This is a genomic window from Flavobacterium sp. HTF (assembly GCF_003105115.1).
GTDB lineage: Bacteria > Bacteroidota > Bacteroidia > Flavobacteriales > Flavobacteriaceae > Flavobacterium.
This window is the reverse complement of record NZ_QETH01000016.1, coordinates 1-24,253: the sequence shown is the minus strand read 5'-3', so window position 1 is coordinate 24,253 and position 24,253 is coordinate 1. Positions and strand designations below refer to the sequence as shown.

Below are 24,253 nucleotides of genomic sequence, written 5' to 3'. Positions count from 1 at the left end.
CTTTTTTCCGGAAATAGATTCTTCAAAGGAATATTCAAAAACGAATATTCCTTTTTTATTTTGTACAAGTTTTAAATTGCTCTGAATTGCTTTATATTTAGCACCTAATTGTGAATGGTACGAATGGAGTTAAGAGCATTTTTTGAAAAATACCCAAATGAGGCTACGTGCATTGATGAGTTTAAAAATAAGCGTCTGGAAAACGGATTGATCTGTAAAAAGTGTAGTCATAATTTACATTCTTTTAGACAAACTGACCTGAAGTTTCAATGCAAAAATTGTGGCAATCGCATAAGTCTCCGCTCGGGAACTGTTATGGAAAATTCAAATCTTCCTGTTCGATACTGGATGATTTGTATCGAATTGCTGACTTTGTCCCAAAGAAAAATCTCCATCCTCAAAATACAATATTTATTAGGGCACAAACGCTATGAACCGATTTGGCTAATGGTTCAGAAAATACGTCTGGTGATGCGCAACAGGGATGAAAAATACTGGCTAAGGGCTTATTCTGAGTTTGATGCCGAATTTCTTGAGAAGATTGATAAAATCGTAAAGGACAAAAAGAAAATGACGGCATAAAAAAGTTCCGTCTCCAAAAAAAAATCGGAAACAGAACCTTCATAATCAAAAACCTAACCTTTTATTATTTTTTCATTACCACGAGCTGTTTTCCTTTTTCGACTACATAAGTGGCCAGTTCAACAGCATTTTCGTTGGTCTTATTTTTAGCCGAATGCACTGTTCCTGCGGGAATAAACAAGACTTCTCCGGCTTTTAGTGTTACCGGCTTACTTCCTTCTACTTCATATTCGAGTGTGCCTTTTAAAACATAGATAATTTCTTCGCCGGGATGCGAATGTTTTCCAAAAGCAGTATGGGCTCCAAAATCTATAGTGGCCTGAATAGCTTCTTTTCCGGGAATATTTAAGTCATGCTGTTGGAGTAATGTTCGTTTTATTTCTGATTGTTGCGCTGTTGCTGACGCTGAAATAAAAAATGCTGCAAAACTAAAAATTGTAACTGCACTCCATAAAAGTGTTTTACCTGGTTTGTTTATGTTTTTCATGATACCGAATTTAATTATTATTGTTGTTTTTAATTTGATAAGCCAAAGATATCCTGATACTCTTCTGTAAAAAATTATAAAAAAGTAAGACAGCCAAAATAGGCTCCGAAACGGCCATTTTATCCTGTCAGTAATTTATACCCAAACCTGTTTATTGAAAACCTAACAAACACAAGATATTGTATAACAATTAGTTAATATTAGATTAAAAAATAAATTTAGTACATTTAACAAGTTGATTTTTGAGTCTCTCGAAATGATCACATCCCCATAATTTAAAACTGTTTTGCAAACCTAAAAATGCCTAATCTTTAAATTATAATTATGAAAAAATTTTACGACACAGAGACCAATTTTGCAGATACCGGAGATCGAAAAATTGCGTATCGATCTTATGGCAAAGGAAAACCAGTCATTTTTGTAAATCGTTTTAGAGGAACTCTGGATACGTGGGATCCGTTGTTTATAAAAATGATGGCTAAAAAATTTAATGTCATCACGTTTGATTTTTCAGGAATTGGTTCTTCTACAGGAAATATGGCTCCTGATATTGCTCTTGTGGCTAAGGATGTAAAAGATTTAGCCGATACTTTAAAACTCAACACGATTATAGTTTTGGGCTGGTCTTATGGTGGGCTGGTAGCGCAGGCTGTAACATTATTATATCCGAATCTGGTAAGCCATTCTATATTAATCGGAACAAACCCTCCGGGTAAAAATGAAGTTCCGTTTGAGCAGGTTTTTCTGGATGCGGCATTAAAACCACTAAATGATTTTGAGGATGAAGTTGTTTTATTCTTTGAACCCAAATCACCAATAAGCCTTGCAGCAGCAAAGGCTTCGCATGACAGAATCCACAAGAAAATTGACATCAAAAAAATACCTTCTACCATGGAGGCTTTTCAGCTTTATTTTGCGGGAGGAGATGCTTTTAGAGAAGATATACTAAACTTTAGGGAACAGATTAAAAAGACCAAAATTCCAATCCTGATTATCTCAGGAGACCATGATGTAAGTTTTGCTGTCGAAAACTGGTATGCTATTGTCAATCAGATGGCGAATACCCAAATGATCGTTTATTCTGAAACAGGTCATGGGCCTCAGCATCAGTATCCTGAAATGACTTCGAAATACATTATCAATTTTGTGAAATATGCGCATTAGAAAAGAATAAAAAAAGAGGAAAATTGATTTCCTCTTTTTCTTTTAATTCAGGTCAAAAGCGACATGTTTTATGTATTTTCTATTGTAGGTATAGAGTACATGAATTTTTCCGTCAGTGGCCTGAATAATGGCCGGATAACTGAATTCTCCTTCCGGTTGGTTTTCGAGGTCAAAAAGTTTTTTCCATTCCACTCCGTTATTAGAGTATTCCACATCCAAAACATTGCGACCGTAAAACCAGTCTTTTCCTTGGGGCAAAGGGTTGTTAACTAATAAAAATGATTTTTTGGATAACGTGAGGGCATCGATTCCGGAGTTTGAGTTAACTACGTTTATGGTATCGGTACGCTGCCACGTTTTTCCGTTATCTTTTGACCAGCTCGACACTAGTTTGTTATGTTTGCTTCGTAATAACATTTGAATTTCGTTATTATGGAGCAAAAATGTGGGCTGGATAACATCGAATTGTTTTTTGTCTTCAACAGCATTTTTTTGCCATTGATCAGTTGTTTCTGTATAGGTTTCTACGTGCGCTCGCCAGTTGTTGTTTTCAACACTTTCTGTACTGCTTCCGCATAAAATAACACCGGGAACTACCTCAACAGGTTTATTTCTGATGGGGCCTAAAATTCCATCAGGCAGGTATTTTGGAGTACTCCAGGTTTCTCCGTTATCTTTTGAAACTATCATGGCACCAAACCACTCTCTGGGATTTTTTCCTATTTTATAAAACAGATACAGTGACTGGCTTTTACTTTTAAACAAAACCGGGTTCCAGCATGGCAAAGTATCGCCTTTAATTATTGCAGGTTTTATAAGGTTCTGAGGGGCAGACCAGGATTTATCTTTGTAGGTTGAAACATAAATTCCGACATCTTTTGCTCCTTCATATTTTCCTCCAAACCATGCTGCCATAATTTGGCCTGGTTTTATTTCTGCAAGTGTTGCTGCATGGCTGTTTGTTGTAACGGGCTCTTGCGCAATATAGCTTTGGGTAATATTTACTGCTTTTATTTTTTTTTGTGCTGTAGAAGTAAATGAAAAAAACAGCACAGAAAATACAATTACGTCATGATTAAATTTTATCATTATTGCTTTCATATTTAGTAAAATAACAAAAGGAGAGTTACCTCTCCTTTTGCGTTTATAAGTAATGGATCCCTTAAATCTTTACTTACCAAATTATTATTTTGTATCCCACCAAAGTCTTGTTCCTCCGGAATCAGGACCTTTTAATTTTGTGATGGCATCTTCAACAGCATCGTTGTTTGAAGAGTATTCGTTGGTAACATAAATCACACGTTTCATTAAGCTTTTACCAACTCCCGGATCAAGATTATCTGTATTAACCGGAGCATAAATTACTTTTGCATCACTTCTTCTTAAATCAGCCCATGCTTCCCATGATTCAGGGAAAATAGCCAAATATTTCTGAACTGCAATCTGAGTACGTTGGTTAGCTTCAGAAGCATCCCATGCAACAGGAAGAGTTACAGGCACATCACTTAAACCTAAAGTTGGATAAGCTGCTGCAACATTTGGAACAGTTGGTGTAGAAGTTCCGGCGATATAAGCTGCAACCTGAGTATCTGTAGCACCCCATTGTTTTAATGACAATGTAATACCCTGCTCATATAATCCTTTTGCAGTTCCGTTCATATTCCATCCGTTCAAAGCACCTTCAGCTCTGCTTAAATAGTTTTCAGAAGCCATGAAGATTTCAATGTTTTTAGATTCACTAAGGTTTCCTGCAGGACCACTTCCTAATACGTCATTGTTAAACATAGAGAATTTTGTAGTTCCGAACTGGCCTTGTAAACCTCCTACCGGACGTCCCTGATAAACACCTGTATCAATTGGAGAGAACCATTTAGCTAATCTTGGGTCATTATAACCTACAAGCAAACTTTCCATAGAAGCTGTCATGTAGTAACCCCATGCATTTACAATCATATTAAGATTGTTTGGTGTGATGTTACTAACTTTAAAAGTTGCGCTTTGCTCATTAGTTTCGATAACACCTGCAGCTACTGCAGCCTCTGCCTGAGTTTTTCCTTTTGCAGGATCGATATCAGAAATTCTTAATGCCAAACGTAATCTCATACTGTTTCCAAATCTTTTCCAGCTTTGTACATTTCCTGAATAAACTCTGTCATTTGGCTGAAGTGTTCCAACTGTAGTTGCAGAAGTAGCATTTAGTGTAGCATTTGCTTCATCTAACAATTTAAAGAAATCTGCGTAGATAGATTCAACACTATCATACGGTACTTTTTCTTTGTTATTTCCGGCTTCTGTGTAAGGAATCGGACCATAACAATCTACCATTTGATTGTACATGAAAACTTTCCAGATTTTTAATACCGCCAAGGCATCAGCATTTCCTTCAGATGCTTTGATAGCATTGTTTAATGCCGGTACAGCAACTGTATAAAATCTCAACCATCCACGTCCTTCATAACCATTTACGAATGCATTTCTTTCTGTACCGTATCCACAGCTAAGATAATGTGTAAAAGTTGAAGGCAAAATACCTGTTGCAATACCCCATGTTCCCTGATCATCAACCGGTGATGAATAAGAACCGTTGTGGATACCTGCGTATAATGCTGAAGCAAACGCAGGACCTGCAAGAGTCTGATCTAACTGATCTTCTGTTAGTGTATTTTTATTCGTGTTTATTTCGTCAAAATCTTGTGTACAGCTTGAAAAAACAGCGAGCATTGACATGGCAACTCCCAATGTTTTAATTTTAAAATTATTTTTCATAATATCTTCTTTTTTTTAATTAAAATCCAAACTTCACATTCACACCATATTCTCTTGTAGAAGGAATATTGAAAGACTCGATACCTTGTAAGTTTCCTGTACCTGCACCTGCTTCCGGATCAAAGTATTTTGCTTCGTTTAAGAAGAAAAACAAGTTTCTACCCACTACTGAAAAGTCAATACTGGCAAATCCTGTACTTTGCAACATACGTTTTGGTAATGAATAACCAAAAACAAGTTCTCTTAATCTGATGTTTGTAGCGTCATAAATAAAAGGCTCTGCTACCGGAGTTCTTTGTCCAATGGCTGTCCAGTATTGCTCTGCTGTAATGCTTGTAGTGTTTGGTTCAAATGTTCCATCTACAACACCAGGAACAATGATTCCACCTTCTCTTCCTGCTAATGTAACATCACTAACTCCTAAACCTGCTTCTCTTGCTTGTGAATAAGAAATAACCTCTCCACCAATTCTAAAGTCAACAAGGAAACTTAAAGAGAAATCTTTGTATCTGAAATTATTTTTTAAACCTGCTGTCCAGTCCGGGTTAAAGTTACCTGCACGAACACTAAAATCGTCTGTAGCCAATGGGATACCTGCAGCGTTTACAACTATTTGACCGTCAAGAGTTCTTGTAAAACCTTTGATGTATAAATCACCGTACTCTCCACCTTTGATAACTTTACTTCTTACTAACCTTCCTTCACCAATAACCAATTCTTCTCTGTTATCGTAGATAGAAGTAATTTTTGATTTATAAGAAGCGTAGTTAGCTAAAATATCCCATGAGAAATTTTCTGTCTGGATAGGAGTTGCAGTAAGCGTAAGCTCTATACCTTTATTTTCGATATCTCCACCGTTTAATACCGCTCTTGATTTAGAAGAAGATTCCGGAGTGTTGATGTAGAAAATCTGATCTGATGTTTTGGTTTGGAAATAAGTAAAATCTAATCCTAAACGGTTTTTCAAGAATCTAACATCTGCACCAAACTCTGTAGAACTGGACATCTCCGGTTTAAGGTTAGGATTTGCAGCTGTAGTCTGAGAATATAACATACCACCATTACCACCAATGTATGATAATTGAGAACTTGTCTGATAAGGATCTGTATCATTACCTACTTTAGCATAAGAACCTCTAACTTTTGCAAAACTGATCACTTCCGGTAAAGTAACGATATCAGAGATTACTGCTGAAAGTCCTACAGATGGATAAAAGAAAGATCTGTTTTGTGATGGTAAAGCAGAAGACCAGTCATTTCTTGCTGTTAAGTCAAGGAATAAGTAATTTCTGAAACCAATTTGAGAAAATCCATAAACTGAATTAACTTGTTTTTCTGACATTGCAGATGTAGAAGTAATCGTAGCCACATTGATTAAAGAGAAATAATTTCTTTTACTCAAAACTCCTCCTGATGTTAAAGAAGAACTAGATTGTTTCAACATGTTCGCACCGGCATTAAGACCAACTGTAAAATCGCCAAATGTTTCTTTATAAGAAAGTAATGCGTCTGTATTGAATTCTCTTACTGTTTCGTAAAACTCACTGTACTGACCTAAGTTATTATTGAATGCCTTAGTTGCGTATCTGTTTCGAACAGTTTCGTTATTCATCTGGTCTAAACCAGTTCTAACCTGTAAGCTTAAAGTATTTGAAATATCATATTTAAGAGACGCAAGTCCGATAAATCTGTTTCTTTTATCATCGCGTGAATCATTACGCAAAGCAGACCAGTATGGGTTTCCTCCTGGAGAACCAGCTTCGTCTATAAAATAGTTTTGTTGCAATTGACCTGAAGCATCAGTATATTCAAAATCTCTGTATTCATTAAATTTAATACTACGAGGTAATAAATAAGCTGAAGTACCAATTGACTCTTCTCCTGTTCTTAACAGGTTATCAATTTTCTGAATAATGTAGTTTGTTTTTACATCTAATGATAATTTATCAGAAAGCTTGCTTGTCAATCTTAAGTTAAGATTGTGTCTGTCCATAGCATTTCCCTGAACAATACCTTCTGCACGAGTGTTTGTATAAGAGAAATATCCTTGCGCTTTTTCGTTTCCTGTAGTAATCGCTAATGTATTTGCTAAGTTATATCCTGTTTTGTAAAAGTCAATAACGTTATTTGGCTGAGGGCTGTAATCTGTAGTTGCAGGACCTGCATAATTAGGATTAGTAGCTAACTGCCATGCAGAAACCTGACGTCCGTCTAATTTTCCTCCCCAGCTTGAAACAGAAATAGGATTATAAACTCCTCCGTCTCCCTGACCGTATGAATTTTGGAAATTTGTCAAATCATAAGCTGTAGAAGCCATAAAGTTAGATGACAAGGTAACTGAAGTTTTTCCTGCTTTTCCGGATTTAGTCGTAATGATGATTACACCATTACTTGCTCTGTTTCCGTAAAGTGCTGCTGCAGATGGTCCTTTAAGAACTGTCATCGAAGCAATATCATCAGGGTTAATGTTTGAGATACCATCCGGTTGTGTAGTTCCTCCTGTATCAATATCAGAGTTACCTGCACCAGTTCCATTACTAATTGGCACACCATCCACTACATATAATGGCTGGTTGTTACCATTTAGGGATCTGTTTCCTCTTAATGTAATTCTTGAAGATGAACCAACACCATTTGAAGTGGTAGAATAGTTAAGACCTGCAACCTTACCTGAAAGTGAGTTGGCAACGTTTAAGGATCTTGCTTCAGAAAGCTCATCTACGGCAATATTCTGAGCAGAATAGGTTACGGCTTTTTTCTCTCTCTTGATACCAAGAGCCGTTACTACTACCTCACCTAACTGGTGTGTGTCTGCACCTAAAGACACATTAAGAGTAGTTTGTGTTCCTACTGTAAATTCTTTTGTTGTGGATCCTACATAAGAGAATACCAAAACTGAAGCCTGACCCGGAACATTAATACTGTACTTACCATCAAAATCTGTTGATACACTAGTCTTTGTCCCTTTTACGACAACATTCGCTCCCGGGATCGGAATTCCGCTGGTGGCATCTGTGATCGTTCCTTTCACTGTTGTTTGTGCTTGTAGATTTTGAAATCCGAACAGGCAAACTACAAACAGTAATTTTAGTACATCTTTAATCATATAGTTGTTTTTTGAGTTAATAACATGTTAAATTTACTGAGAGGAGTTGTTAACTAAATCATTATTTCGACAAATGACAATTTTCAAAAGGTGTACGTTGTACATTTATAAAAAACGTCATTTTTTTCGAGTTAAAATCCTTACTTTTTTTAACTTCAACATGTTATTAACCTAAGTGATTTACAGTTTTTTTAATTGTATTCTGTAAAAAACACTTAAAAACTTAAATATTCCGTTTTTAGACGAACAACTAATTAATCACCTTAAAACTTTGTTTTTGTAAATTGGTTGAATTGCCTCCAACCATAACCTGAAAATCACCGGCTTCTACCACATTTTTCATTTCTCTGTTCCAAAGGCTTAATTCCTCTGCGGTCAAAACAAATTCTACTTCTTTTGTTTCTCCTTTTTTAAGGAATACCCTTTTGAAACCTTTTAATGTTTTCTCCGGAGTCGTTACACTGCTGTATACATCGTTAATATATAATTGCACTACTTCGTCCCCATCAAAATTTCCGGTATTTTTTACATCAACGGTAACTTTGATTTCGCCGTTACGGTTAATATACTTATTGCTTAATTTAAAATTTGAATATTCAAAAGTGGTATAACTTAACCCGTAGCCAAAAGTATAAAGCGGATTTTCGCTTTCGCTCACATATCTGTGTATCGCAGATGGTTTTTGGTTATAATATATAGGTAGCTGCCCAACTGATTTAGGAAATGTAATTGGCAGTTTTCCGCCCGGGTTATAATTTCCGAATAAAACATCGGCTACAGCTTTTCCTCCTGCTTCACCAGGGAACCAGCCTTCCACAATTGCAGGAATATTGTCGTTGATCCAGTTTATAGAAAGCGGACGCCCGTTTAATAATACACAAACTACAGGAGTTCCTGTTTTTTGGATCGCTTCAATCAGTTCCTGCTGCATTCCGTGCAAATCTAAAGTCGCAACGTCTCTGTTTTCTTCTACCAATTCGTTAGATTCTCCTAAAACGACAATCGCCACATCTGCTTTTTTAGCAGCTTCTACGGCAGGTTGTAAATTCACTCTTTCTAAATTCCAACGCAAGTGAGCTCTGGCTCCCCAGCCTCCTTCCCACATCTCGATGCGTACTTTGTATTTTTTACCGGCTTCGATATTTTTTGGAGTAGTTACGATACTTGTTGCACCCTTTGACCAGTTGTCAATTACCAACTGATCGTCAATCCACATTCTGATTCCGTCATCAGAACTTAAACCTAACCAGCCGTCAAAAGCTTTGTCTGACTTTATAAAACCTGTCCAGCGAATAGAAAAATCATCATCATTAACCCCAACACCAGGAGACCATGGCCAGTCAAATTCCAATTGATTGTCTATACGGGTTAATGCGGGAGTTCCTTCTACATTTCTGTTATTGAAATATTCTGCTTTCAGACCGTTTTGCGCTTCATCCGGAGTAAATAAATATTTTGACGGAATCACCTGTCCCATTACAATCAACGGAACTCCTTCTTCATAAAGTACATTTGTGTTTTTTCCGACAACTTGTTTTACACCTTCCAGAACAGTTGTTCCTACTTTATTGTGAACTGAGTATCCTCCTAATCTTGATGCATTTGCATTTGGTCCGATCACGGCAACAGTTTTGATGTCTTTGCTTAAAGGCAATGTATTTTTTTCATTCTTTAACAAAACCATCGATTTAAGTCCGGCTTCCAGAGCGATATCCTGATTTTCTTTGGTATGAAAACGATCTTTGATTAAGTTGCTTGCCGTATAAGGATTTTCAAATAATCCCAATAAAAATTTCAGGCGCAAAACACCTCCCGCAGCACGGTCAATATCTGCCATTGATAATTTATTTTCATTCACAAGTTCGATAACTGTTTTTTGCCAGAACTCATTTGTAAAATCATAAAACTGCATATCAACCCCTGCCGTAATGGCTTCCCTGATACTTTCTTTTGGAGAATCCGTAACATTATGCGTTGTCTGAAGGTATTTGATAGCTCCCAAATCTGAAACCACAATTCCTTTGAATCCCCATTCTTTTCTCAAAACATCTGTCAACAACCAGTGATTGGCCGCACACGGAATTCCGTCTAACTCCGAATACGCACACATTGTTCCCAAAGCACCGCCTTTTATGAAGGCTTTTTGAAATGAAGGTAAATGATCTTCACGAGCCGAACGTTCTCCTACCAAAATCGGAGAAGAATTTCCTCCCGCCTGTGGAATACCATGAACTGCAAAGTGTTTTGGTTCTGCAATTATAGATCGGTCAGATGTTAAATCGTCTCCCTGCATTCCTTTGATAAACGCCAGACCAATTTCGCTGTTTAGATAAGCATCTTCTCCAAAAGTTTCTGCAACACGTCCCCAGCGTGGTTCACGTCCCAAATCTAAATTTGGTCCCAAACCAAAATGAACTCCGTGTGCTCTGGCTTCTTTGGCGATTACTTTTCCGACCTTGCCAATAACTTCTGTATCCCAGGTTGCTCCAAGACCAATGTTCATGGGGAAAGCGGTACTTCCGTCATCCAGATAACCGTGAAGCATCTCACACATAATAAGTGCAGGAATTCCCCATTTGTTTCCTTTTATAACATTCGTCTGAAGATCATTGATCATTTTTGCCGAACGCGGATAAATATCATGAATAGCTCCAATTCCTAAATTTCCGATTTTCAACGCTGATTTTGTCTTAGAGAAATCTTCTTTTTCTTTAAAGTATTCCCCTTTGTACATATCCATCTGGCGTACTTTTTCCTCCAGGCTCATTCGGCTTAATAAGTCTTTTACTCTGTCTTCAACCGGTGTTTTTACATCCTGGTACGGATATTTTTTCTGTGCTTCGGCCTGGTTAAAAAAACCTACAGCCATTACAAAAATAATGGCTGTTTTTTTCATTCTTAATTGTAACATAGTCGTGTGTGTTTTATTTTTGAATCACTTTCAGTGTTTTCCCGTTCACCAGATCTTCGTGTGAAATGAAATAACTGTTCAGCGCTTTTCCGTCTAATTGTATTGCATTTATTTTTCCATCCGTATTGATTTCTTTTTCAATAACAATACTTTCTTTTTTATAATATTTTGGGTCTAATTTGATCGTTACCTTATCAAACATTGGTGTCGTAATGGTATAAACCGGATCTCCCGGAGAAATCGGGTAAATTCCCATCATAGAATATACTAACCAGGCAGACATTGTTCCGGTATCGTCATTTCCGGGTAAGCCTTTTGGTTTATTTTGAAAATATTCCTTAACCAGTTTTTTTACCAGTTCCTGACTTTTCCATTCTTCTCCTTTTATATAATTGAACAAATAAGGATAAGCGATATCAGGTTCGTTTGCCATATCAAATTGTTTGATATCAAATACTTTCTGCAATTGTGCCGAAAAAGCTTTATCACCGCCCATTAACTTTTTAAGTCCGTTAATGTCGTGAGGAACCATAAAAGCATATTGCCAGGCATTACCTTCAATAAAACCAACATTTTCTTCAAAGTTTGCTCCCGAAACCGGATCAAATGGTTCATACCATTTTCCGTCGGCTGTTCTTGGGCGAAGTAACCTTAAATCTTTATCGTATAACTTTTTGTATGACAGCGAACGGTTTTTAAAACGTTCTGCATCTTCTTTTTTTCCTAACGCTTTGGCTAAAAGAGAAATCGAATAATCTGAAGCATTGTATTCCTGAGTCGTAGAAACCGGGCCACGGTTGTTGGTGCTCAGGTATCCTTTTTCAATATATTCCTTAAGTCCCGGGCGCAGCGGATTATTCTCAACCTGGTCTGCTCCTTTCAGCATGGCTTTGTATGCTTTCTGAACATCAAAATCACGAATTCCTTTTAAATACGTATCTGCAATGACAATACTTGCCGGATCTCCCACCATGGTAAAAGTTTCTGTCGAATTCAGTTCCCATTTTGGTAACCAGCCATTTTCATCATACATTTCCAGCATGCTTTTTACCATATCAGATTGCTGTTGCGGGTAAGCCAAAGACATTAGCTGATGCAGATTTCTATAGGTATCCCATAAAGAAAATACGGTATAACGGGTTCCTTCGGTTTTACCTATTTTACTTCTTTTGATTTCCGGATATTCTCCATTATAATCATTTAAAGTATTAGGGTGAATCAAAGTGTGATACAATGCCGTATAAAAAATAGTCTTGTCGTCTTTTGAACCGCCTTCAACCAGAATTTTAGAAAGTTCTTCGTTCCATTCGTTATATGTTTCTTTATAAACGGCATCAAACGATTTGTTTCCGGTTTCTTTTTCTAAGTTTTCGCGTGCGTTTGCAATGCTCACGTACGAAACTCCGATTTTCACTTCAACGGTTTCTTCTTTATCAAATTTATAGGAGAAATAAGTTCCGATGCTGTCGCCTACAACGGTTTTGATGGTATTTTCCATCATTCGGGCTTTTCCGTTATAGGTCATCCATTGTGCTTCTGCCCCTTCATATTTTGATGGTTTTTTCCAAACGCCAAATTTTGCTGCGGGTTTAGAAAATTTGGCTACAAAATAAACCGGGTAAGCATCTTCGGGACTGTTATAACAAAACGAACCTACAGAACGCATTCCTTCAATTTCTGTCGGAGATACCACTTTTACCATTGCACCTTCTTCGTTTGTCAAACCTAAACCAAGATTTAACAAAACATTAGATTCCCCTTTCGGGAAAGTAAATTTGCTTACTCCAACTCTTTTTGAAGCGGTAAACTCTGCTTTGATTTTGTATTTATCAATGTCTACACTATAGTAAGCTGCTTTTGCAACTTCGTTTGAGTAGGTGGAGCCGTAGCTTAGATGATTGATTTGTACAGCTCCTGTTGTCGGCATTAGCAATAAGACTCCTAATTCGGGGCAACCTACTCCACTTAAATTTACCTGACTAAATCCGGTCAGGAACGTATTTTCATTTACATAAGGATTTGACAGCCACTGACTGTCTTTTTCTAACGGACGGTTTTGTGGTCCGGCTACGTTAAACGGACTGATACTTGCCATTCCGCGTGGCGCTATCGGCCCCGGAAAAGCAGCTCCGTAATTTGAAGTTCCAATAAACGGATTTACAAAATCTGCCGGTTGTTGTGCAAAAACACTGATACAAGAAAACAGCATGAAAAAAATACATGCTGTCTGAATTGTTATCCTTTTACTTAAAACCATCATAATTCCTATCGGTTAATAGCTTCAATTTTTAAAGTCCATGCTTCTTTTGAAGGCAGGTTATTTCGTAAACTTTCCGGAATTACAACTTTAAATCCTTGTGCTTCTTTTGTCCATTTTAATGAAGTTTTGGAACCTAACATGGTGATTTTTGTTCCTTTTTTAGGATTGATTGATTTCACTGTAACTTCTGCAGGAATTTTATCTTCTCCGTCTTTTGCCAAATAGAAAGCAAAAACATTTCCGGCTTTATTTTGCGTAAAACAAATGTTGTCTTCCTTGAAAGGTTCAATTGGTTTTGTATTGTAAATTGCTGTGCTGTTTACTTTCATCCAGTCTCCGTAAGCTTCCAATAAGTCATAAGCCCCTTTATCCCATTCTCCTTCCGGGCTTGGAGCCACATTCAATAATAAATTTCCACCTTTAGCAACAATGTCAATTAACATATGAATTCCTTGTCTTCCGGTCATGTAAGTAGCACCCGGAGAATAAGACCATCCTCCACCGGCCGGAATACAGGATTCCCATGGATAAGGCAATGTTTTAGCAGGAACACGACCTTCCGGAGTTAAATAGTTTTGGTTAATTCCGTGAACCGCTCTGTCTACTACGATTAACCCTGGTTGTTTTTGACGTGCTTTTGCGACCAATTCGTCCATTTTTGGATCCTGATCTACAACTCTGTGTTTGATGAAACCATTTTTAGCTTCATTTTCAACGAACTTTTCATCGTAGTTTTCTTTGATGTTTTGCTGGTCTCTTTTACGAACCCATCCTCCGTCTAACCATAAAATATCAACTTTACCGTAGTTACTAAGGATTTCTAAAATCTGGTTGTGTGTAAAATCAACATATTTTTGCCATTTCTCCGGATAAAGTGCCGGATCATAGTTTACGTTTCTGTCAAATGGAGGAAAGTAAGGATCCCAGTAATTTTCGTTGTGCCAGTCGGGTTTAGAAAAATATGCTCCAGTAGAAATGCCTTCACCTCTAAAAGAGTTGAATATTTCTTTTAAAACATCTGCTTTCGGGTTTGTATGAAAAGGAACATCCTTACTGGTTATCTTATAATCAGAGTATTTAGTATCATACATATTAAATCCGTCATGGTGTTTGGTAGTAAAAACCATGTATTTCATTCCGGCATATTTAGCCGCTTTTGCCCATTTTGCAGGATCAAATTTTACGGGATTAAAAGTTTTTCTTAGTCCTTCATAATCTTTAATATAATCATTATAATTAGATGGATTGCTTCCTTTTTTACGTTCACACCATCCGTAATCTTCAGGGCAGATAGACCAAGATTCTACAATTCCCCATTGGCTGTAAGTTCCCCAGTGCATAAGCAGACCAAACTTTTTGCCTTGCCATTCATCTAAGTTCTTCAACACTAACGGATCTGTTTCTGGTACGTATCTTTCATCTTCGTAAATGGCCTGAGAGAACATTTGCACTGAAAATAAAAAGGCGATCATGAATATTCCTTTTTTCATCTTTACTCTAATTTATAATTTATTATTCTTTGTTTTTCTGGTTTAATAGGTAATCTCAATTTAATTTATCAAGTATTGGTTGATCTGTAAAAGTTAATTCTGTTTTGCTATTTTCATTAAGTTGCTCCAATACAACAAACTTATTCTCGCCCGCTTTCAACCAACAGCCTGGCACATATAGCGTTTGTTGCGGTCCAACTTTCCAGTAGCGTCCAAGATTGTGCCCGTTAACAAATACAATTCCCTTTCCCCAATTTGTCATATCAAGAAAAGTGTCGGCTGGTTTATCTATGTTTACTGTAGATTCATATAAAACTGGTCGTCCAGCTTTTAGCGTTTCGTTTTTAATAACCGGAACTTCATTCATCGGCATTTTATACATTTCCCATCCACCACTAATTTCATATTCATTAATGAATACTGGAGAAATAATACCTTTAGTATTATGTACTATTTCGGCTCCGTAATTAATACGTCCCATATTTTCAACCAGAATTTCTAAAATACCGTTAAAAGGAATAGAAATTGTCAGCTCGTAATTTTTGAAAACTCTATTCAATTCACCTACCTTAACTCCATTTACGTAAACTGTAGCAAAGTCTCTCAATCCCTCAATTTTTAATTTGCCAGAAGAAATTGGCTGCGTAAATCGTTTACGATATAAAACATATCCATTTCCCTGACCTAATTTTTCAAATGTTAAAGGCTGATCATTTACAACCGCTTTTTCTTTTTTGATCCAACTTAAAACATCCATACTCGATTTGATAACCTGATTAGGATATTTTGTAACTGGTATTTTCTCTGGAATCGGTGCTAATTTTGTTTTAGAATACTTTTGCATTACTTCACGTATGGCTATAAATTTTGGTGTTGCCCAACCTGCTTCGCTAATAGGTGCATCATAATCATAGCTGGTAATATCAGGCTGAATATCACTTTCTTCATTATAATTTGCTCCAGAGGTAAATCCAAAATTAGTACCACCGTGTACCATATAATAATTAAAAGAAACGCCTGCATCAAGGTACTTTTTAGTTTGACTTGCAATCTCCTCAGATCCAATTTTAATAAATGGTTCTGCCCAATGATCCAACCAGCCAGAATAAAACTCTGCGACCATGTAAGGCCCCTGCCCTTTATGGTATTTATCAACCTGTTTCTTTAAGTTTTCTATATTTGATTCCCCATTTGCAGTTGGTAACACGCCTTCTACCATACCACCTTCAAACAACCAAGTACCGTCAGAAGTAAAAAAAGGCTCTTGAAACCCTGTTTCTTTAAGCATATTGTAAATTGCAGTTTTGTATGCTTTATGATCTTCAGCACTAATATCGGTTCTTTGAGAAACATAAGAACCAAATTCATTTTCTGCCTGAACCATAATAATTGGTCCTCCCTGATTAGCAAAATTTCCTTTTACCACTGCATACAATTGTTCCAGATACGTTTTGCAAGCTTCTAAAAATGCTTTGTTATTCGTACGAATTACCAAATCTTTATCATTTTGCAGCCACCAAGGGTAGCCTCCAAATTCCCATTCACCACATGCATACGGACCTGGTCTAAGAATCACATACAATCCTTCACTTTTAGCAATACGTAAAAACTCAGCCAAATCTCTGTTTCCTGTTTTAAAATCCCATACACCTGGCTCTATTTCATGATAATTCCAAAATACGTAGGTTGCCACGGTATTCATTCCCATAGCTTTAAGCATTTGCAACCTATGTCTCCAATATTCTTTAGGAATACGCGCATAGTGCATTTCTCCTGAATGTATTTTTACAATTTTTCCATCTTTTTGAAATTCTCCATTAGATATAGAAAATCCTTTCGTTTGCGCCCTGGTAAAAAACGGCATCAGGCAAATCAATAATATCCCCAGCTTAAATAATATCTTTTTCATTTTTTTTTCAGATTATACATTTATAAACTTAAAAAATTGCAATCTTAAGGCAGTAAACGATTTAGATAATCAAATACTACAGAGAGTTATTCTTTAATAATTCTATTTTATCGAAGTGATAAACTTGACTTTAAAGCTTTGTCAAAGTTTGAAACTTTGACAAAGCTGTCGCAAGCATTTCACGTTAAGCTATATGTTAGAAACCAATTTCTTTCTAAACTCTGTTTACCAAGTTTCAAAAAAAATATCTAGTTTATATGTGTTTAAAATATTTAATTCACCACAATCTCGTCGACAAACAACCAGGAACTTTCTCCTTTTGGACTTTTCTTTAAGTTGCCTGCAATTACTTTTACAAAACGTGCATTTTGTTTTTGGAAATTAATTTTAAAATCTTTCAATTCCGGAACTGCATTTACAGCATACGGCCGTATTATTTTTCCAACTTGTCTGTATTTAAATCCATCGTCAGAAATAAAAACTTTAACTTCAATTGGGAAATTAACTCCTGCACCCTGACTTTCCAGAGCACCAACACTTACCTGCTCTATATTTTCAACTTTTTCAAGGTCAATTACCAATTCCATATCGTTTACTAACCAAGCCTGCCATTGTCCGTCGTGAAAATTTTTGCTTCCGCGAATAGTGTTGACCATTGTATTAGCGTCTCCTTTATAATTCGAATTGTAAGGCGTTAAATATTTTACGTTTTTAGCAAAACCTTTATGAAAAACAAGCGTATCTGTATATGTTTTTCCAACTGGTTTGTTGTCTTGAAATAAAGAAGCTTTTAAAACTGTAGTTTCCTTAATATCAATTGGAGCAACATATTTTACAGCATGATGATCGATACTTTTATCTCCTAAAACGTAACGAATGTCTGGATTAGGGAATTCATTTTTCAATTCGACTTTGATTTGTTTATTAGCCAAATCAGCTGTTGAAAAAGCGGTTACCAAATACGCACTTTTCGCATAATTGATTCCCAAATAATCGTAACGCTGTAATAAAGAGAATAATCTCGTTGTGAAATCATTCCAGTTCCTTTTTTCTTTTGGACTCCATAAAGTTTCTGATAATGCTGCCAATCTTGGAAAAATCATATACTCAGAATCCTTAGGTCCTGCGATATGTTCTGCCCATAAATTTGCCTGTCCACCTAATACGTGTGCTGTTTCCTGTGGCGTCATTGTTGAAACTACCGGATCAAATTTATATACTTCACTTAACGGATTATAAGCATCAAAAGCTAAAGGTTCTTCGTTTTGTGGTCCTTGGTAAAAATTGAAATAACAAGGAGATTCCGGACTCATAATTACATCATGACCTTGATCTGCTGCTTCGATACCGCCTTTCATTCCTCTCCAGCTCATAACCGTTGCATCTGGTGCCAAACCACCTTCTAAAATTTCATCCCAACCGATAACTCTTTTACCTTTTGAGTTGATGTATTTTTCCATACGTTTTACAAAATAGCTCTGTAATTCGTTCACATCTTTTAAATGCTCATCTTTAATTCTTTTCTGGCAGTGCGGACATTTTGCCCAATTCGTTTTAGTCGCTTCATCGCCACCAATATGAATATATTTTGATGGAAAAATAGTAATCACTTCATCAATTACATTTTGCAAAAACTCAAAAGTGGTTTCTTTTCCTGCACAATAAATATCTGTCAAAGGCCAAACTCCGCCTGACGGAACACCTATTTTCTGATCAAAACATGCCAGTTCCGGATACGATGCAATGGCACTGCTTACGTGCGCCGGCATTTCGATTTCTGGGATTACTTCAATGTTTTTTGAAGCTGCATATTTTACAATTTCTCTTAATTCATCTTGTGTAAAGAAACCTCCATAAGTTCCTTTTTGATCTGCGGTTACCGGAAGTCTTGCATTCCAGGATAAGTTTTCCTGATCTACTCTCCAGGCGCCAACTTCTGTCAGTTTTGGATATTTTTTTATTTCGATTCTCCAACCCTGGTCGTCAACCAAATGCAAATGCAAAACGTTCATTTTATGCATTGCCAAACGATCGATTGTAGCAAGAATGTAATTTTTATCAAAGAAATGACGTGATAAATCCAGCATTAAACCTCTCCATTTAAAACGAGGTTCGTCTGTAATGGTCAAACTTGGAATTTCCCATTTTGCAGTAGAAATCGCAAATTTACTTTCAATCGCTTCCGGAAGTAATTGTCTCACGCTTTCTAAACCATACATAAAACCAACATTACCTTTAGCAGAAATAACAATGCTTGTCGGATTTACATCTAAAACGTAAGCTTCATTTTTTAAGTTCGGATCAACTTTAAACTGAACAAAATTGCTTACAGGTGCTTTTGTTGTCGTTTCTGGTTTCCATCCTGCAGCTACTTCAAATTTTGAAGCCAAAGCATTTGCAGCATCCTTTTGGAAATCTCCGTTTACTACAAACTTTGTATCTTTTGTAAATTGAAAAACACCTGTTTTAATAAGAGTCTGAGACGGTTTTGGAATGATACGAATATCATTTTCCGTGTAAGCTTTCTGTGCGTTAGCCGAGAAAATTGAAGTGATTAGGGTTAATAGGAGTACTATTTTTTTCATTCTTTCTTTTTTGGTTTCTTTAAGAGCTACTTACCAGGAAACTCTTAGAGATATAGTTTTTAGCTTTGTCTGTCATTTCAACCTAAGGAGAAATCGCACCGGAAATTCCTGATAGTTGCCCGCCAATTTTTGTAGAGTAGAGCTTCTTGTGGAGATTTCTCCTTCGTCGAAATGACAAATATTGTGTTTAATCTTCATTCTTTTCAACGGATTAAAATCCGTTGCTACAAAATAATTCGTTCCTCCGGAACTATTTAAATTTATTTATCCCAGGACATTTTAAATTTGGCATCTTCCATTCTGTGTCCTTTTTCGTCATCGGAAACGGCATAATTAAATCCTGATCTCAGACTGTAACCTGCATGTTCACCATTTTTATTCAGAGCGATAAATCCGACCTGCAGGTACTCCATGTCTTTATGGTTTTTGTGTTTGTTGTAAATACGTTCTGTGATTTCTTTACAGGCATCATAAGGCGATTTCCCCTGACGCATTAATTCGACCACCATTGCGCTTCCTGCTGTTCTGATCACGGCTTCTCCTAAACCGGTTGCTGCCGCAGCGCCAACCTCATTATCCAGAAAAAGACCCGCGCCGATGATTGGGGAGTCACCGACGCGACCGTGCATTTTCCAGGCAGCACCACTGGTGGTACACCCTCCCGAAAGATTGCCGTCTTGATCCAACATTAGCATACTTATGGTATCGTGATTTTCTATATTAATGACAGGCTTGTATTTAGAATCTTCAAGCCATTTTTTCCAGTCTTTTTCAGATTCCGGAGTCAGTAAATTTTCTTCTTTAAAACCTTCCGATAGTGCAAACTGAAGCGCTCCCTGCCCGGCCAGCATTACGTGAGGTGTATTTTGCAATACTCTTTTTGCTACCGAAATCGGATGCATAATGCCCTGCAGGAAACATACTGAACCACAATTACTATTATGGTCCATGATACAGGCATCAAGAGTTACTTTCCCTTCGCGATCCGGATATCCACCATAACCAACACTTCGGACATTCGGATCTGCCTCGGGAATTTTCATACCGGCTTCAAGCGCATCTAAGGCTGATTTCCCGGCTTTTAATTGTTTCCAGGTTTCTTGATTTGCAGGTAAACCATGATTCCATGTCGAAATAACAACAGGCTTCTTTTGCTTTTTAACCGGATTTTCTACTTCCGTTTTCTCTTCCGTATTTTTTGCAAATCCGCTATAGCCGAAAACTGAACTTATGGCTAGTGTGCCTAAAGTTGTTTTTTTAATAAAATCTCTTCTATTTGACATCTGTTTTACTTTTAAATTTATCTAACCGAAAGATATTATTTTAAACTGGCTTTTGTCTCTTTGATAGTCTTTAAATTACTATCAGACAATGCATTTCCGTCAAAAAAGGAAACCCCTTTTGCACCATTATATTTTGCTAATAAAATAGCTTCTTTAAGTTCTTTGTCTGATTTTAATCCCGGAATGTAAATTCCTGTATTAATTTTTGTTTCTTTTCCTTCTAAATCAGCTACGCCTTGCTTTGTCGCATAACCCACCCAGTCAATTTCTTCATCATAAAAACTATGGTAAATCATTGGGTAAACCTCATCAATATTCCATTTGTCCCAACGCTGGCGTACCATGTGATCTGCCATTTCAGGATAAGGAAATACGGCTGCTGTTAATTGTTTATTGTATTTGTGGGCAATTTTATAAGCATCATCAACAACTGCTTTTACAGCATTCAGCCTGAAGTTTTTCCACTCCATATCAATTGAAGTATTGTGGCTTGTTTTTGGATTTTTATGATGCTCTTTTTCAAATTTGCTTACGCAGGCATCACAATAACAGAAATCAAACTGAGGTAATTCTGTATCCTGAACCAAATTGTATTTTGGCAATAAACTGATGGGCAAAAAGATATCCGGGAAACGAATGTAATCTAAGTGTACACTTTCTATTCCTTCTACTTTTGCCAAACCTTCTACTAAAGCCAAAACATGTTCTCTTGATTCTTTTTTTGTAGGGCAAAGCCATTGGTAGTAATCTACATAAGGACGGTTATCAAAACAGGATTTTCCTTCTTTGCTAACCTGATACCAGTCCGGATGCTGCAAAGCAACCGAATCATTTGGTCGGTTCATAGCCATGATCCAGGCATGAACTTTTAGTCCTTCTTTTTTTGCGATGGGTACTAATCTTCCTAAAAGTTTAGGGTCTGTTTGTGTGTTGATTAAAACTTCATCAATACCGCCATCTTTATATTTTTTGAATTCTTTTGCATAATCGGCATCTTCTCTTTTAGCATCTGCAGTAATCCAGACCCCAAATTTGAAAGAAGTGGTTTCTTCTTTTTTAGCACAGGAAATAACACTTAATGCTAATAAAAAAAATAATACTAGTTTTGGTAGTTTCATGGTTGTTTTTTTTAGTTGGTTATAATTTTACCATCCTGCCTGATAATAAATATCTTATCAGAAAAAGGGCTTTTGACCGATATATTAAAACCGGCTGTGTGATTTTCCAGTTTTGGTTTTAAAACTTTGGTATCAACACTTATTGTTTCTTTAGTCAGGCTTGCTAAAGATACAGCCCATTTATTATTTTTTTGAAAATATTCCTTTTGCGCCCGGTAAAGCGAGTACAATTCCCATTTTACTTTCTCTTCCTGCGGAATTGTAAAATTGTCTTTTCCTTCTTTCGAAGAAAAATAAACATAACCCCATTTTTCGGGTTCATGCATGTTGATTACCCCCATTGGTGACCAGACCCAATTGTATTCCGGTAAAAATTTTCCGGCTGCATCTTTTTTGCGTTCGTAACCTTTATCGGTTATGCTGTGCTGCCAGTTTACTCTCGAAAAATTTACCCGCCAGAATTTATCAACAGGCACATTTTTGTCAAAATAAGAGGTTTTATAAGATGCCCAGGGAATTGCCATTTCTAATACCCAACTTTCGTCAATGTCGTTTGGGTTATTGAGCGTTCCTTTAATTTTTACAGCCGATTTGAGCCCCGGAATATTCCAGTCATTCAGAACAACATTATCATTTTCTCTGTAAGGTTTTGACAAAAACAGATCCCAGGCTGTATTTAATGCATTAATTTCTAATTCGTAATAATTAAAAGTGTCGCTATCGGGGTCAATGAAAACTTCAAAATCGTTGTTGTAAAAGATAATGGTATCACGTTGTTTTAAATTTGCCCAAACATGTGGCTCATCAAGCTTTGCTAATATATAAAAATTGGTATCATCCCAGAGCATTTTTACTTTTGTTCCATATTTTGGTTTTTCGTTATTTTCAATATCTTCAAAAAGATCTGTCCAATCTACTTTGTTCCAGGAAGCATCAGCATCATCTCCGTCAATAACAATTGCATCCTGAGTTTTTGAGGCCACGTAAGTTTTAGGCGTAATTGTTTTTTTCGATTGAGAAAACCCAATTACCGAAATAAATCCTAAAGCGACTGATAACCATTTAAATTTTAAACGCATGCTTTTTTTATAAACTGTTATCTTTTGTAAATTGTATTACCTCACTTAATTTACCAAATGCCATTGCAACAACAGTATCTGCTGCTCCATAATAAACGGCTAATTTGTCTTCTTCAATATCGTGTAAAGCTGCACAAGGGAATACTACGTTTGGTACGTCTCCTACCATTTCGTAAATTTCTGCTGGCCCTAACAAATAAGGTTGTGTTCTGTATTTTATATTTTCAGGTGCGTTTTCTTCCAGAAGTGCTGCTCCCATTGCATAACGGAAACCGTTGCAGGTATTGATAACGCCGTGGTAGATCATCAGCCAGCCTTCTTTCGTTAAAATCGGAATTGGTCCTGCACCAACTTTTGTACATTGCCAGGCACTTTGCTCAAACGGACTTGGTTTCATCACTAATCTGTGTTCTCCCCAATATTTCATGTCCGGGCTGTAGCTGATCCAGATGTCTCCAAAAGGGGTATGTCCGTTGTCACTAGGGCGGCTTAACATGGCGTATTTACCATTTATTTTTTGTGGAAACAAAACGCCGTTTCTGTTGAAAGGAAGAAAAGCATTTTCACATTGGAAAAATTCTTTAAAGTCAAAAGTATATCCGATACCAATTGTTGGTCCGTTGTAACCATTACACCATGTAATCCAGTAACGATCTTCTATAAAAACAACTCTTGGGTCATATTTATAAGCAGATTCGATCATTTCGGTATTTCCGGACTGCATTACGATTGGTTCGTGGTTGATATCCCAATCGATTCCGTTTTTACTAAAACCGGCAAAAATATTCATTTGTACCGCTTTGTTATCACATCTGAAAACACCCGCAAATCCGTCGCCAAAAGGCACCACTGCACTATTAAAAATACTATTAGATGAAGGAATTGCATATCGGTCAATAATAGGATTTTCAGAATATCTCCACATTACATCATTACTGTTTTCGGATCTGTCTTGCCAGGGAATAGTACTCATTTTGCTGTCTTTTTATAGTTTGTTTTTTTGTTTTTTGTTTAAGCTTTTTACTTTAAACACATAGAGACATAGTTTTTAAAACTAAAAAAAAAGGTTTTAGTTAGCTCAAAAGATTTAGCTATGTGTGGAACTGTTTCTTTTGTTTTTTTACTTTTCTAACTATAAAAATCTATGTCTCTATGTGTTTTCTGTTTTATTCTCTCAATCTTGCCATTCTTTGTCGAGCTTCTTATGAAGATTCTTCGTTCCTCAGAATGACAAACTGGGTGTGTTATTTTTTTATTCTTTCAATATTGTCATTCTGACGGAGGAAGAATCTTCGTTAGTGACTCCTCCTGCTAATTCGCCAATTTTTGTCGAGCTTCTTATGAAGATTCTTCGTTCCTCAGAATGACAAACTGGGCGTATTATTTTTTTTATTCTCTCAATCTTGTCATTCTGACGGAGGAAGAATCTTCGTTAGTGACTCCTCCTGCTAATTCTCCAATCTTTGTCGAGCTTCTTATGAAGATTCTTCGTTCCTCAGAATGACAAACTGGG

14 protein-coding genes and 1 pseudogene are annotated in these 24,253 nt (G+C 36.6%); 2 read left to right on the top strand and 13 right to left on the bottom strand.

Annotated features, from left to right (window positions below; genetic code table 11):
- Window positions 1–114 precede the first annotated feature (114 nt).
- Window positions 115–567, top strand: a pseudogene (locus tag DCO46_RS23205) (IS1595 family transposase); the annotation flags it as partial.
- A gap of 79 nt (window positions 568–646) precedes the next feature.
- Here DCO46_RS23205 and DCO46_RS07135 read toward each other — a convergent pair.
- Complete coding sequence (locus DCO46_RS07135; RefSeq protein WP_116751874.1) at window positions 647–1,069, bottom strand: cupin domain-containing protein; 423 nt, start codon at window positions 1,067–1,069, stop codon at window positions 647–649.
- Between the two features lie 324 nt (window positions 1,070–1,393).
- Between DCO46_RS07135 and DCO46_RS07130 the strand changes: the two genes are divergently transcribed.
- Window positions 1,394–2,233: an alpha/beta fold hydrolase gene (locus tag DCO46_RS07130; RefSeq protein ID WP_116751873.1), complete on the top strand. Its 840-nt coding sequence runs from the start codon at window positions 1,394–1,396 to the stop codon at window positions 2,231–2,233.
- Window positions 2,234–2,275: 42 nt separating this feature from the next.
- On the opposite strand, the gene DCO46_RS07125 is transcribed toward DCO46_RS07130, so the two are convergent.
- From DCO46_RS07125 to DCO46_RS07070, 12 genes are all read right to left on the bottom strand, one after another.
- Window positions 2,276–3,322 (bottom strand): sialidase family protein, encoded by a 1,047-nt coding sequence (locus tag DCO46_RS07125; protein ID WP_243416273.1) that lies wholly within the window; start codon window positions 3,320–3,322, stop codon window positions 2,276–2,278.
- A gap of 96 nt (window positions 3,323–3,418) precedes the next feature.
- A complete protein-coding gene (locus tag DCO46_RS07120) occupies window positions 3,419–4,999 on the bottom strand; it encodes a SusD/RagB family nutrient-binding outer membrane lipoprotein (protein WP_116751871.1) in 1,581 nt (526 codons plus the stop codon).
- A 19-nt stretch (window positions 5,000–5,018) separates the two neighbouring features.
- A complete protein-coding gene (locus DCO46_RS07115) occupies window positions 5,019–8,105 on the bottom strand; it encodes a SusC/RagA family TonB-linked outer membrane protein (protein WP_116751870.1) in 3,087 nt (1,028 codons plus the stop codon).
- A 250-nt stretch (window positions 8,106–8,355) separates the two neighbouring features.
- Window positions 8,356–11,016, bottom strand: a complete 2,661-nt coding sequence (locus DCO46_RS07110) for a glycoside hydrolase family 3 N-terminal domain-containing protein (protein ID WP_116751869.1) — start codon at window positions 11,014–11,016, stop codon at window positions 8,356–8,358.
- 13 nt (window positions 11,017–11,029) lie between these two features.
- A complete protein-coding gene (locus DCO46_RS07105) occupies window positions 11,030–13,273 on the bottom strand; it encodes a GH92 family glycosyl hydrolase (RefSeq protein ID WP_116751914.1) in 2,244 nt (747 codons plus the stop codon).
- 8 nt (window positions 13,274–13,281) lie between these two features.
- On the bottom strand, window positions 13,282–14,766 hold the full coding sequence (locus tag DCO46_RS07100) for an alpha-L-fucosidase (RefSeq protein ID WP_116751868.1): 1,485 nt from the start codon (window positions 14,764–14,766) through the stop codon (window positions 13,282–13,284).
- A 55-nt stretch (window positions 14,767–14,821) separates the two neighbouring features.
- On the bottom strand, window positions 14,822–16,675 hold the full coding sequence (locus DCO46_RS07095) for a beta-galactosidase (RefSeq protein WP_116751867.1): 1,854 nt from the start codon (window positions 16,673–16,675) through the stop codon (window positions 14,822–14,824).
- 272 nt (window positions 16,676–16,947) lie between these two features.
- Window positions 16,948–19,260 (bottom strand): beta-N-acetylhexosaminidase, encoded by a 2,313-nt coding sequence (locus tag DCO46_RS07090; protein ID WP_116751866.1) that lies wholly within the window; start codon window positions 19,258–19,260, stop codon window positions 16,948–16,950.
- Between the two features lie 260 nt (window positions 19,261–19,520).
- The gene (locus DCO46_RS07085) at window positions 19,521–20,543 is read right to left on the bottom strand and encodes an isoaspartyl peptidase/L-asparaginase family protein (RefSeq protein ID WP_116751865.1); all 1,023 of its coding nucleotides are present in this window, start codon (window positions 20,541–20,543) and stop codon (window positions 19,521–19,523) included.
- A gap of 35 nt (window positions 20,544–20,578) precedes the next feature.
- Window positions 20,579–21,661 carry a putative glycoside hydrolase gene (locus tag DCO46_RS07080; RefSeq protein WP_116751864.1) on the bottom strand — a complete coding sequence of 361 codons (1,083 nt, stop codon included), beginning with the start codon at window positions 21,659–21,661 and terminating at the stop codon, window positions 20,579–20,581.
- An 11-nt stretch (window positions 21,662–21,672) separates the two neighbouring features.
- Window positions 21,673–22,740, bottom strand: a complete 1,068-nt coding sequence (locus tag DCO46_RS07075) for a carbohydrate-binding family 9-like protein (protein WP_116751863.1) — start codon at window positions 22,738–22,740, stop codon at window positions 21,673–21,675.
- A gap of 7 nt (window positions 22,741–22,747) precedes the next feature.
- Window positions 22,748–23,713 (bottom strand): glycoside hydrolase family 130 protein, encoded by a 966-nt coding sequence (locus DCO46_RS07070; RefSeq protein ID WP_116751862.1) that lies wholly within the window; start codon window positions 23,711–23,713, stop codon window positions 22,748–22,750.
- Between the last annotated feature and the right edge of the window lie 540 nt (window positions 23,714–24,253).

Coding starts and splice junctions, on each gene's coding strand:
- DCO46_RS07135 (WP_116751874.1), bottom strand. CDS start 1,069: ATGAAAAACATAAACAAACCAGGTAAAACACTTTTATGGAGTGCAGTT.
- DCO46_RS07130 (WP_116751873.1), top strand. CDS start 1,394: ATGAAAAAATTTTACGACACAGAGACCAATTTTGCAGATACCGGAGAT.
- DCO46_RS07125 (WP_243416273.1), bottom strand. CDS start 3,322: ATGATAAAATTTAATCATGACGTAATTGTATTTTCTGTGCTGTTTTTT.
- DCO46_RS07120 (WP_116751871.1), bottom strand. CDS start 4,999: ATGAAAAATAATTTTAAAATTAAAACATTGGGAGTTGCCATGTCAATG.
- DCO46_RS07115 (WP_116751870.1), bottom strand. CDS start 8,105: ATGATTAAAGATGTACTAAAATTACTGTTTGTAGTTTGCCTGTTCGGA.
- DCO46_RS07110 (WP_116751869.1), bottom strand. CDS start 11,016: ATGTTACAATTAAGAATGAAAAAAACAGCCATTATTTTTGTAATGGCT.
- DCO46_RS07105 (WP_116751914.1), bottom strand. CDS start 13,273: ATGGTTTTAAGTAAAAGGATAACAATTCAGACAGCATGTATTTTTTTC.
- DCO46_RS07100 (WP_116751868.1), bottom strand. CDS start 14,766: ATGAAAAAAGGAATATTCATGATCGCCTTTTTATTTTCAGTGCAAATG.
- DCO46_RS07095 (WP_116751867.1), bottom strand. CDS start 16,675: ATGAAAAAGATATTATTTAAGCTGGGGATATTATTGATTTGCCTGATG.
- DCO46_RS07090 (WP_116751866.1), bottom strand. CDS start 19,260: ATGAAAAAAATAGTACTCCTATTAACCCTAATCACTTCAATTTTCTCG.
- DCO46_RS07085 (WP_116751865.1), bottom strand. CDS start 20,543: ATGTCAAATAGAAGAGATTTTATTAAAAAAACAACTTTAGGCACACTA.
- DCO46_RS07080 (WP_116751864.1), bottom strand. CDS start 21,661: ATGAAACTACCAAAACTAGTATTATTTTTTTTATTAGCATTAAGTGTT.
- DCO46_RS07075 (WP_116751863.1), bottom strand. CDS start 22,740: ATGCGTTTAAAATTTAAATGGTTATCAGTCGCTTTAGGATTTATTTCG.
- DCO46_RS07070 (WP_116751862.1), bottom strand. CDS start 23,713: ATGAGTACTATTCCCTGGCAAGACAGATCCGAAAACAGTAATGATGTA.